The sequence below is a fragment of the Sphingobacterium tenebrionis genome (assembly GCF_037126265.1).
GTDB classification, from domain to species: Bacteria; Bacteroidota; Bacteroidia; order Sphingobacteriales; family Sphingobacteriaceae; genus Sphingobacterium; species Sphingobacterium tenebrionis.
In genome coordinates this window covers 12,093-24,013 of the sequence record NZ_JAYLLN010000035.1, presented here as the reverse complement: position 1 = coordinate 24,013, position 11,921 = coordinate 12,093, and the positions used below count along the sequence as shown (strand labels likewise).

Annotated in this window: 10 protein-coding genes and 3 tRNA genes; 9 read left to right on the top strand and 4 right to left on the bottom strand. The window is 40.1% G+C overall.

Features of this window, described 5'->3' with window-relative positions:
* The first annotated feature begins 1 nt into the window (after window position 1).
* The 5 genes from VJ786_RS13075 to VJ786_RS13055 all read left to right on the top strand — a co-directional run bounded on the left by VJ786_RS13075 (window position 2) and on the right by VJ786_RS13055 (window position 1,913).
* Window positions 2-331 carry a DMT family transporter gene (locus VJ786_RS13075; RefSeq protein ID WP_099367778.1) on the top strand — a complete coding sequence of 110 codons (330 nt, stop codon included), beginning with the start codon at window positions 2-4 and terminating at the stop codon, window positions 329-331.
* Between the two features lie 89 nt (window positions 332-420).
* Entirely contained in the window at window positions 421-1,494 is a 1,074-nt protein-coding gene (prfA, locus tag VJ786_RS13070) for a peptide chain release factor 1 (protein ID WP_099367779.1), read from the top strand.
* A gap of 72 nt (window positions 1,495-1,566) precedes the next feature.
* A tRNA-Asp gene (locus VJ786_RS13065) sits at window positions 1,567-1,643 on the top strand.
* Between the two features lie 77 nt (window positions 1,644-1,720).
* Window positions 1,721-1,797, top strand: a tRNA-Asp gene (locus VJ786_RS13060).
* Window positions 1,798-1,839: 42 nt separating this feature from the next.
* Window positions 1,840-1,913, top strand: a tRNA-Asp gene (locus VJ786_RS13055).
* Window positions 1,914-1,966: 53 nt separating this feature from the next.
* On the opposite strand, the gene VJ786_RS13050 is transcribed toward VJ786_RS13055, so the two are convergent.
* The gene (locus VJ786_RS13050) at window positions 1,967-2,194 is read right to left on the bottom strand and encodes a (4Fe-4S)-binding protein (protein WP_099367780.1); all 228 of its coding nucleotides are present in this window, start codon (window positions 2,192-2,194) and stop codon (window positions 1,967-1,969) included.
* A gap of 147 nt (window positions 2,195-2,341) precedes the next feature.
* Between VJ786_RS13050 and VJ786_RS13045 the strand changes: the two genes are divergently transcribed.
* The 3 genes from VJ786_RS13045 to VJ786_RS13035 all read left to right on the top strand — a co-directional run bounded on the left by VJ786_RS13045 (window position 2,342) and on the right by VJ786_RS13035 (window position 4,729).
* Window positions 2,342-2,701, top strand: coding sequence for a DUF4870 domain-containing protein (locus tag VJ786_RS13045; RefSeq protein WP_099367781.1), 360 nt, complete (start codon window positions 2,342-2,344; stop codon window positions 2,699-2,701).
* Window positions 2,702-3,060: 359 nt separating this feature from the next.
* Window positions 3,061-3,657, top strand: coding sequence for an RNA polymerase sigma factor (locus tag VJ786_RS13040; protein WP_245153264.1), 597 nt, complete (start codon window positions 3,061-3,063; stop codon window positions 3,655-3,657).
* A gap of 1 nt (window position 3,658) precedes the next feature.
* Window positions 3,659-4,729, top strand: a complete 1,071-nt coding sequence (locus VJ786_RS13035; protein WP_336557851.1) for a S1C family serine protease — start codon at window positions 3,659-3,661, stop codon at window positions 4,727-4,729.
* Window positions 4,730-4,843: 114 nt separating this feature from the next.
* Here the strand turns inward: VJ786_RS13035 and VJ786_RS13030 are convergent, their stop codons facing one another.
* A complete protein-coding gene (locus tag VJ786_RS13030) occupies window positions 4,844-5,479 on the bottom strand; it encodes a peroxiredoxin (protein WP_099367783.1) in 636 nt (211 codons plus the stop codon).
* A 281-nt stretch (window positions 5,480-5,760) separates the two neighbouring features.
* On the opposite strand from VJ786_RS13030, the gene VJ786_RS13025 reads away from it, so the two are divergent.
* On the top strand, window positions 5,761-6,900 hold the full coding sequence (locus VJ786_RS13025) for an acyl-CoA dehydrogenase (RefSeq protein WP_336557848.1): 1,140 nt from the start codon (window positions 5,761-5,763) through the stop codon (window positions 6,898-6,900).
* A 72-nt stretch (window positions 6,901-6,972) separates the two neighbouring features.
* Here VJ786_RS13025 and VJ786_RS13020 read toward each other — a convergent pair whose 3' ends face one another.
* Both VJ786_RS13020 and VJ786_RS13015 read right to left on the bottom strand, forming a co-directional pair.
* Window positions 6,973-8,517, bottom strand: a complete 1,545-nt coding sequence (locus VJ786_RS13020) for a RagB/SusD family nutrient uptake outer membrane protein (protein WP_336557847.1) — start codon at window positions 8,515-8,517, stop codon at window positions 6,973-6,975.
* Window positions 8,477-11,710, bottom strand: coding sequence for a SusC/RagA family TonB-linked outer membrane protein (locus VJ786_RS13015; protein ID WP_336557846.1), 3,234 nt, complete (start codon window positions 11,708-11,710; stop codon window positions 8,477-8,479). The genes VJ786_RS13020 and VJ786_RS13015 overlap by 41 nt, the downstream gene beginning before the upstream one ends.
* Window positions 11,711-11,921 lie beyond the last annotated feature (211 nt).

The window sequence follows — 11,921 nt, the reverse complement described above, 5'->3', positions numbered from 1 at the left end:
AATGAATTGGATTATTCTAGTATTGGGCGGGCTTTTTGAAGTCGCTTTCACGTATTGTATCGGGCGTGCAAAATTTGCCACCGGAACGGAAATGTACCTGTGGTACTTGGGTTTCTTGGTAAGTGTAACGGTTAGTATGGGCTTATTGATCAAAGCAACCAGTACATTACCCTTGGGTACTGCCTACGCCGTATGGTCGGGGATCGGTGCGGTTGGAACCGTATTGATGGGTATTTTCTTCTTTAAAGAACCTACAGATTTCTGGCGCATCTTCTTCATTATCACCCTGATAGGCTCTATCGTTGGGCTAAAAGCAGTTTCTTCGCATTAGTTCCTTAAAAAAAGCGCAAAAATCTTTATTTTTGTCGATTACTATCATTCCCAACGATTTGGGAATGAACTATTCAACAGAGGAATACTATGTTAGACAAATTACAAGCGATAAAAGAGCGCTGGGAAGAAGTAGAAGCGGAATTATCCAATCCTGATACCATTAGCGACATGAGTCGTTTTGCAAAACTTAATAAGGAATATAAAGACCTAGGTAAGATTGTAGAACAATACCATATCTATAAAAATATGGTGAGCAACATCGATACCAACAAAGACATCCTTGCCAATGAGAAGGATCAGGAGTTGAGGGAGATGGCGAAGGAGGAATTGGATATTCTTTGGACCCAACGTGAGGAAAAAGAAGAAGAGATTCGTCTGATGTTGATCCCTAAAGATCCAGAGGATGGTAAAAATGCCATCATCGAGATCCGCGGTGGTACAGGAGGAGATGAGGCAGCCTTATTTGCTGGCGATCTATACCGTATGTATACCCGTTATTTCGAGACCAAAGGTTGGAGAACTGAGGTGATGGATGTAACGGAAGGAACATCGGGTGGTTATAAAGAGGTGATCCTAAAAGTAATTGGCGATGATGTGTATGGTCAATTGAAATATGAATCAGGAGTTCACCGTGTTCAACGTGTCCCTGATACGGAAACGCAAGGCCGAGTACATACATCAGCAGCCTCGGTAGCTGTCTTACCAGAAGCGGAAGAGGTTGACGTGGAGATCAATCCAGGCGATATCGAGATGCAGACATCCCGTTCAGGTGGTGCTGGTGGTCAGAACGTGAACAAGGTAGAGACCAAGGTTCAGTTGACGCACAAACCTTCTGGAATCGTGGTTGTTTGTCAGGTAGAGCGTTCGCAATTGGCAAACCGCGAGTTGGCGATGGAGATGCTTCGGAACAAGCTTTACGAACTTGAAGTACAGAAGAAACATGGTGATGTAGCCGCGAAACGTAAGACGATGGTATCCACCGGAGACCGTTCGGCGAAGATCCGTACCTACAACTATCCACAGGGTCGTGTAACCGAGCACCGTATCGGTTTGACGATGTATAATTTACCTGCCATTATGGATGGTGATATTCAGGACATTATCGACAAGCTACAGTTTGCAGAGAATGCCGAAAAGATGAAAGAGGGCGCTGTAGACTAATATTTTTCAAAAATATTTAGCAGATTTAGAAATAAACACTATATTTGCACACCTTCTGAAAAGAAGGAAAATGGTCTGGTAGTTCAGCTGGTTAGAATACATGCCTGTCACGCATGGGGTCGCGGGTTCGAGTCCCGTCCAGACCGCCACAACAAAAACAACAGTTAATTATTGAATTAACAAGGTCTGAAAAGACCACGTTCTTTAAAAGAAATTGCAAAATATTGGTCTGGTAGTTCAGCTGGTTAGAATACATGCCTGTCACGCATGGGGTCGCGGGTTCGAGTCCCGTCCAGACCGCCAATATTGGTCAAGTTTAACTTGAAAATCATTTTGCAAACATGAGGTCTGGTAGTTCAGCTGGTTAGAATACATGCCTGTCACGCATGGGGTCGCGGGTTCGAGTCCCGTCCAGACCGCAATAAAAAGGTCGCATTTATAAAATGCGACCTTTTTTGTTTTTAATCTTTTCCTAATCCTTCGAAAGTTCATAACTCAAAGCGCCGGATGGGCAATGATTGATCTGATCAATCAATTCTTCCGTAGTTGCAGGCTCCGGTGTAATCCATGGTCTTCCCTTCGGATCGTAAACCTGCGGCAAAGTCTTTACACATATTCCCGAATGTATACATTTTTCAGGCTTCCAGAGAATGGTGATCTCTCCATTCGGATGTGGATATCTAATCGTTTTTTCTTCCATAATCGTTTTTCATTAGTATTTAAACAAAAATCATAGGTATAAGTTTACCCTAAACGTATTTGTACCCGAGATTCTAGTAGTTTAACAATTTTAGGAAAATTATGTTATATTTATCATACATCTAACCAATGAACTTTTAAACTATTTATGAAAAACTCATCAAGCCCATTTGATCAGCGAGGCAATAATTTGATGGAGGATGGTAAGAATTTTGCCATCATCTCCTACCTGACGGCTATCGGTCTCATCATTGCTTTTGTATTGAACAACGAGAAACGGAACGACTTTACCACTTTTCACATCCGGCAATCCTTAGGCATATTCCTGGCTATGTTTATCTTTGGGATGTTCAGTTATCTACCTTTTATTGGTTGGATCATCTCCGTTTTAGGATTTGTCTTATTGGTTATTCTATGGATCGCTGGGGTAATGAATGCGGTGAACGGCCATAAAAAACCAGTACCTATTCTAGGGGAATATTTCAACAGTATTTTTTCGGGAATCTAATCGGATCAGGTACGTAGGGTTTTATCTGATTAGGTTCGCTCTGAAACCATAGTGAAAGTAATGTGAAAGTATGCAATTCCTATGTTGAGCATATAAACACATGCTTTAACCATACTAAAAGCATACTTTAATATTGTTTCTAAAACGATGCCATGGTTTTAGCATAAAAAACAGTATTTTAAAAGATAAGCGATAAACCATATCCAAAAAGATATGGTTTCTTTAATTAAATAATTTATAAGGATTAGAAGACGTTATTGTTATTACATAAAAATTCTTTTACGTTTGGGAAAGAATTCATAATAATTTCAATTTTTTGATTATTATGGGTTACTATTTGAAAATAAGGGTATTAATTAGTGAGTAAAATCAGAAAGATATTAGTAAAGACGCGCACGGACATGGAATTGTTGGAAGGGATGCGTAAAGGGGAGAATTCGGCGATTGCTGATATCTACAAAACCTGTTATCCATCAGTATCGCACATGATCCTGAACAACAAGGGGACAGAGGATGAAGCAAAGGATATCTTTCAGGAAGCAATGATCGTATTGTATGATAAGATTACTCAAGCGGAAGGTTTTGAGCTAAGCAGCAAATTAAACACGTTCTTATATGCGATTTGTAGGCGGTTGTGGTTAAAACAACTGAATCGACGGAATCTTTCCCTGGATAGTATAGACCAGGAGAACTTGGATATTCCGGATATGGATTCAGCTTTGGAGAGCCATGAAGCCGAAGAAGTAAAATTCAACCAGATGGAAGCCGCCATGGCTAACTTAGGTGAGCCCTGTGCCAGCATCCTGAAAGAATTCTACATCAAGAAAAAATCCATGCAGGAAATATGTGATCAATTGGGATACACGAATGCTGACAATGCGAAGAACCAAAAATACAAGTGTTTACAACGGTTGAAAAAATTATTTTTTGACCAATGGGTAAAGGATGAAAGATAACATGAATCAAACAGAATTTTTAACATTAGCAGACCGATACCTTGGCGGAGAGATGACCGCAAAGGAGCGATTGGAATTCGAAAGCCTTTGCCGCGAGGATGCTGAATGGAATTCACAATTTCTTTCGCATAAGGAATTTGTATCGGACTTGCGTAAGCATGAAAACCGAAAAGAATTTATTGCTACACTGGATCAGGTGGTTAAAAATACATCCACAGAGCCGATTGTGTTAAGAATGTGGAGAAAATTAAAGATCAATGCTGTTGCAGCTGCTGCTGTTGCTGTCATTTCTTCTTTAGCTACGCTCTATTTAACCGGATACTTCTCCACGATACGTAAGACCACTACAGAATATAGCGCGCTTAAACGTGAGATAAACAACGTAAAGCGGAATGTCAATGCGCACCATAATGCGATCCGTAACATCAACAGCAAAGAGAACCCTGCCCCTACTCCTTTACAATTTGGAGCAACTGGTTTCATGTTGACCAAAGATGGTTATGTGGTGACCAACTTCCACGTGGTAAGCGGAGCTGATTCCATCCATCTCCAGAACAATAAAGGGGAGATTTACCGAGCTGCTGTCATCCATGTGGATGAGGAGAAAGACTTGGCGATCCTTCATATTTCGGATACCAGTTTCTCTATGAGCCAAAACATCCCTTATACGTTCAAGCGTCAAGGTTTGGATCTGGGCGAAGGCATATTCACAATTGGATATCCTAGGGATGAAGCGGTGTATGGCGAAGGTTATTTGAGTTCTTCTACCGGGTATAGTGGTGATACCACCGCTTATCAGATCTCGGTACCTGTAAACCCAGGAAACAGTGGAGGTCCTGTATTGGATAAACAAGGAAATGTGATCGGGATTATTTCCGGAAAACAAAAAGGTATTGATGGTGCCGCATTTGCCATTAAGACCAAAGCGCTGATCGAAACCTTGAACCGGATCCCTAAGGATTCCCTAAAAGGAAATATCGTGCTGAGCAGTAAAAACAGCCTATCAAATCTACCTCGCACCGAGCAGATCAAAAAGTTGCAGGACTTTATCTACATGGTGAAGGTATATTAAACAATAACAAGACTTATGTATGTTAAAAAGGTTTTGCCAGTGGCAAAACCTTTTTTTATGGTATTTAATAATTTCCCGAAATAAATAGTTGATCTATTTATTGGGTTATGGGATTTATTTATTGGGTTGAGGAGTTGTTCTCAAATACGGTTTGATTTCGGTGTAACCTTTCGGGAATTTACCTGGGATATCTTCCGTCTTAATAGCTGGAACAACAATTACATCCTGTCCATCCTCCCAGTTCGCAGGAGTTGCCACCTGATATTCATCTGTTAACTGCAAAGAGTCGATGACACGTAGGATCTCGATGAAGTTCCGACCGGTAGATGCCGGATAGGTTAACGTTAATTTCACCTTTTTGTCCGGTCCGATCACAAATACCGAGCGAACGGTAGCTGTTGCCGAAGCGTTCGGGTGAATCATATCGTATAATTCTGCCACCTTACGGTCTTCATCAGCAATGATAGGGAAATCTACCTGGGTGGATTGGGTTTCATTGATATCTTTGATCCATTCCAAATGTTCAGGAACAGAATCCACACTTAATGCCAATACCTTAACATTCCTTTTTTCAAATTCTTCTTTTAATTTGGCGGTCATGCCCAGCTCGGTGGTACATACCGGGGTAAAATCTGCGGGATGTGAGTATAATACGGCCCATTTCCCATCGATATAATCGTAGAAATCAATATCTCCAATAGATGTCTTTGCCTGAAAGTTTGGCGCTGTGTCTCCTAATCTTAAGCTCATATAATTAATCTTTTATTTGTTTTTAAAAAATACTCTACCAATATAGTAGTATTTATTTTCAATTCCAAAATTACAGCCGTGTATGATGGTCAGTATTTTGTAAATTAAAACTATCTACTTAACAACGAGGGCTTTCATAAAGTTTTGAGAAAAGTTAAAGATGACAAATGTTTGAGGTTCGGAGGAGCGATGTGAAGGATAAATGATTAAATTGATAGGGTTATTATTATGCTTGCATAGTATTATTATGTATATTTGGTTATACCATATAAACAAACGATATGAATTTTGAACTATCCGAAGAGCATAAAATGATTCGTGATGCCGCTCGCGAATTTGCACAGGAACTGAAAGCAGGGGTAATAGAAAGAGATGAAGCGGCAAAATTTCCTTACGATTTTGTGAAACAGATGGGTTCCCTGGGCTTTATGGGCATCATGGTCCCAGAGGCTTATGGCGGTGCTGGAATGGACACCTTGGCGTATGTATTGGCATTAGAAGAGATCGCGAAGATCGATGCTTCTGCAGCAGTGATCATGTCGGCGCATAATTCGTTGGTATGTTATGGATTGAATGAATATGGTTCAGAAGAACAGAAGCAGAAATACTTGAAGCCATTGGCTTCTGGGGAGAAATTGGGTGCCTTTGCTTTATCAGAACCTGAAGCTGGATCTGATGCCTCCTCCCAACATACTATGGCGGAGGATAAAGGGGATCATTACCTCTTGAACGGCACCAAAAACTGGATTACCAATGGTGGAAACGCGGATATCTATCTGGTTATTGCCCAAACTGATCCTGAGAAAGGACATCGGGGTATCAATGTGCTTATCGTTGAAAAGGGAATGGAGGGATTCAGTATTGGTCCTAAAGAGAACAAATTGGGTATCAGAAGTTCGGACACGCATTCGTTGATGTTTTCTGATGTGCGGGTACCGAAGGAGAACCGCATCGGAGAGGATGGGTTTGGTTTCAAATTCGCTATGAAGACGTTGGATGGTGGTAGGATTGGGATTGCGGCACAAGCCTTGGGTATTGCTGCTGGGGCTTATGATCTGGCATTGGCTTATTCCAAGGAAAGAAAGACTTTTGGCAAGCCGATTTCTAATCATCAGGCGATACAGTTTAAATTAGCGGATATGGAGGTGGATATTGAAGCGGCAAGATTGTTGACTTATAAGGCTGCCTGGACGAAGGATCAAGGTTTGCCTTATGGAAAGGTGGCTGCCATGGCGAAATTGCATGCTTCGGAAGTAGCAATGAAGCATACCGTGGAGGCCGTGCAGATTCATGGAGGGTATGGGTATGTGAAGGAGTATCATGTGGAAAGGTTGATGCGGGATGCGAAGATTACGCAGATCTATGAGGGCACCTCGGAGATACAAAGGTTGGTTATTGCTAGGGAGGTGTTGAAGGATTAGGGGGATGAGATAAAATTTTGAAATAAAAAAAGCCCTGTAGATGATTCTACAGGGCTTTTATAATAATCCTTCTTACAAAGGATTCTGAACGACTACTCCTAAAGTTCTGTTCAATTCTGATCTTGGAATTAAGAATTCCCATCTTTTATCTCCAGCAGGAACACTCATTACATCTGCCAAAGTTGCGTTATGGTTTGATCCATTTCTGTCCAATGGTAAATTCAAACGTTTCAAATCGTAAAAACGGAAACCTTCAGCCCATAACTCCACACGTCTTTGTACTAAGATTTCCTCAATCAAAGCCGCACCTGTGTTTGTCGATAATGTGTAAGCCGCATCTCTAGTTTTTACGAGATCAAACAATACTTGCTTAGCTTCTGCTTCTCTACCTGCAGTTCTAGCCAAAGCTTCTGCTTCGATAAGGTACATTTCAGCAGCACGCATGAACATCAAATCGCCGTTACTGTTTCCAGGGTTTGGCAAAGTGAATTTTCTGGTCATATAAGGTTGTCTTACACCGCCAGAAGCCACTGGGAAACCTGCCTCTTTTGCCGTTGGATCCCAAAGCTTTTTACGGATATCTGTTGCTGAGATCTTATCATAAAGCAAAGAGTTAATTGCTTTTGGATTACCTCTGGTATTGGTAGAACTAAAATTACCTACATACGCATAGAAGGAATAGAAATACAATGGTTGATCTTCACGGTGTTCAATACCCCAAATCCATTCTGGATTATTTACATCCACAAAATTATTCAAGTATTGTGCAGCTGTCATCAAGGTATATCCTTGACGTGCTTCCTTAGCCATTGCAGCAGCGATATCGTAATTTTGCTGGGTCAAAGCTACACGCGCTTTAATTCCTTTTGCCACATTGCTATTTAAATGGGAAACATTAGGTCTTGGAGTTGCCGTTTTGAACAACTCAATTGCTGCATCCAAATCCTTATTGATTTGGTCATAAGTTTCCTCTACGGTATTTCTAGGAACAGCACCTTCGGTCTTTTCCAATACCAAAGACATACCCATAGAAGAGTTATCTCCGCCTTTTACATATCGTTTACCAAAAAGTTGTACCATTTGGTAATAACTCCATGCACGGTAAGTCAATGCCTGACCCTTGATAAAATCCTTTTCTTCTTGTGGACCTTCTGCAGCATCAATGTTCGCAATGATTTCATTCGCATTACCAATTAATGCATAGTAGAAACCATAATTGAACAACAGAATGCTTGCCGTCTCGTTTCTATGGCTATTCCACTTATATTCACTGTTGAACCAGCCGTTTGCAGCACCGGTCATCACAAAATCATCACCTAACACTTCTGTATAGATCATGTTTCCACTTTGACCACCGGCCGCCTGATTGCTGTGCCATTGTGAATACATATAACGGTGCATACCATTAATGGCAGTAAGTGCATTTTTCGTTGTGGAAAAAATGATGGTTGGGCCTATACTACCTGTAGGGTCTTTTTGTAAAAAATCTTTTTTACAACCACTTATCAATAGGGCTGCCATTGCAGTAGCTGCAAAAACAGTCTTTTTATTAAAAATCTTCTTAAAAAACATAATCTTAGAATCCAAAGTTAACACCAAAGTTAATTGTTCTTGCATGCGTATAGGTACTGTTTCCAGTATTACCTGTAAAAGCTCCTACCGGGTTAAATCCTTTTTTCGCCGACCAGAAATAAAGGTTCTCTGCACTTGCATATAAGCGCGCATTTTTTACGCCTATACGAGAAACATACTGAGATGGTATTGTGTATGCTAAATTGATCGAGCTAATATTCAAATAGGATCTCTTTCTTAACCAACGATCCGATAAAGCGCTTGTTTGACCAGTCCTAGATGTATTCATCGCAGGAATAAGCGATACATCTCCAGGGTTTTTCCAAGCACCTAATAAGTCTTCATGTAAATTCGCACCATTTGTAGGACCTGCACTCATTAACCCTGCGTATTGGCCATCGTAGGCATAACCACCAAGACCATAAGTCAATACAAATCCAAATTCAAAATCTTTATAGTTGAAGGTGTTCACAATACTTCCATAAACTGGAGCTATTGCACTTTTTCCAACGTAGGATAACCTTGCGGTACCGTGATCTGAGGTTACTGTATCCATAACGCCATTTCCACGATCAATCACTTTGTGGTATTTTGGATCAAAAGTAGCATTCTCCGCCAAGCCCAAATACAAGGCATTACCATTATCAGGATCTACTCCATAATATGTTCTCAACCAAAAATCATACATAGAATGGCCAACTGAACGTTTGTAGGCTCCATCAACAATTTCTGGAGTTTCTAACGGCATTTTGGTCATTTCATTTTTAATCGTAGTTAGGTTGATTCCTAGCGTCCAGTTGAAGTTTTCTTTTCTGATCAATTGACCATTTACAGACAACTCGATACCTTTGTTCGTTGCTGCCCCAACGTTTTGGTTGATAGCAAATGAACCTCCAGTAGTACCACCATTATGATAAGGTTGAGGAACACTGAATAATAACCCATCAGAGTTTCTGTGGTAATATTCTAAAGTACCATTGATTCTATTGTCCAAGAACGCAAAATCCACTCCGATATCAAATGGTTTTTGAGTTTCCCAGGTTAGGGCACTACTACCAAGTGAAGTCATTGCTGAACCAGATTCTGATGCATTGTTATAAAGACCATAAGTAGCTTGATAAGGATAGTAACCTACATCAGCATTACCTAACACACCATATGATGCTCTTAATTTCAATAAATTAATGTTTTCATTTTGGAAGAAAGCCTCTTGGTCTAAACGCCAAGCACCACCAATAGACCAGAAATTGTTCCATCTTAAATCTGAATGGAATTTAGAGTTACCATCTCTTCTGATCATAGCGCTTAAATAATAACGGCTATTGTAATTATAGTTTGCGCGTGCGAAATAACTTTCCATTGTACTTTCTGTTTTACCAGAAGTCAAAGAAGCAATATCCACAAAGTTACTGAATACGTGCATTCCATCGAAACCTTGTCCAGTTCTCATACCATCGATAGATTCGTATTTGTATGAATAAACCTCATGACCTAATAATGTCTCTAGATTGTGCAATCCAAAAGTATTGTTAGCTCTTAAGATTTGGTTGAAGGTATACGAATAGGATCTCGTCCAGCCTTGGCTATAACGACCAGCTGGAGCTCCATCACCAACCTCAGTGTTTTCATAGCTCTCTCCTCTAGTATTTGTAAAATCAGGACTAAAAGTTGTGCTCAATGTTAACCAAGGCAAGAAATTAATATCTAAATAAGCTCTTGCATTAATGAATTCACGATTACCGAAGTCATTGTTCATCATGGTTTCTGCCAACGCATGACGACCACTATTGAAAATCCGGTTTAACCCATAGTCAGCAACAAAATTTCCATAATCGTAACGTTTTTCTCCATTTGCATCCAAGATAAGATTACCTGTTTGAGGATCTCTTAAGTATACAGGATAAATTGGCGCAATACCTCTACTGAAATAGAAAGGGTTATTGATACCATCACCACTAGATGCGTTATTATCTGTATGAGAACCCGCAGATAAATTCATTCCGGTTTTCAACCAACTCTTGATTTGAGAGTTTAAGTTTAAACGACCCAAAAACCTTTCTTTGGAAGATCTGTATGACCAACCATTATCCTTCAAATAGTTCGCTGAAGCAAAGAAATCGGTATTATTTGAAGAACCTGAATAATTTACATTATACTCCGTTCTTTTCCCGTTCCTAGTGGATTCCTCTTCCCAAGTTTTGTAATCAGAATATTTGAATTTAGCATTAGGGTTGAATATACCATCTACACTCACCAATTCATTATTAGGAATATCATAAGCATTGTAATTTCCTAAAAATTGAACGATATCTTGGTAGGCTTTTCCATTATACACCTGGTTTCCAGCTGCATTTCTTGGCAAAAGACCAGAACCAATCTGACGAGCAATATCCACAGGAAGTTTTGCCTCGCCATAGATCATGTTATTGGTGTAAGCTTGCCACATCAACTCATAATACTCCCCTGCAGAAACGGTATTGTAATTAGGTACACCATTTTGGTTATAACCAAATTGGGCAGAAGCTTGCAAAGTAGGACTTCCTGCTTTACCTTTTCTAGTGGTAACCATAATTACACCATTTGCACCACGAGATCCGTACATGGCGATGGTGGCTGCATCTTTCAACACGGTAATAGATTCTACATCAGATGGGTTGATATTGGACATTCCGCCATCGTAAGGAACTCCATCCACTACGATAAGTGCGCCTGATCCTGCTGAGTAGGAACCAATACCACGGATTCTGATGGTTGGAGATGATCCTGGAGCACCACCTGGTGCACTTGTTTGGATACCTGGTCCAGCACCTTGCAAAGCAACTAATGGGTTCGAAAGAGGTCTTTTATCCAATTCTTTCTCACCAATTTGAGTTGCAGAACCTGTAAAGTCTGATTTTTTCACCGTACCATAGGCAACAACGATTACCTCGTCCAATGAAGTTTCATCTTCTGCCAATACGACATTTACAACAGAGCGATTGTTGATTTGAACTGTTTGCGAAGTGAAACCAACGTTAGTGATGGTTAGTGATCCATTCGCAGGCGCAGAAATACTGTAATTTCCGGCACCATCCGTCTGTGTGGAGATGGAAGTCCCGACAACTTTAACAGTTGCCCCTGGCAAGTTTTCTCCTGTGGTTTGTGAAGAAACTCGACCAGTCACCTGACGATTCTGCGCATGAGCAACACCTATAAATAGGGCACACAGCAGAATAAAACTGAGTAAATTTTGTTTCATAAATAATTGTTTGAGTTTGTTAAATAATTGCTTTTTTGGTTAGTTCCGGCTGGTTAGACCTGAACTATCATAATTAGCATAATTTCCACAATTCAAACATATAATATTTTTTTAACAAAAGCTTAACACTTCATTGTAACTTTTAATATTTTCTCACTTTTTTATTAAAAACTTAGTTTTAATTGGGTTTCTTTATTAATTTCTTTAAAAT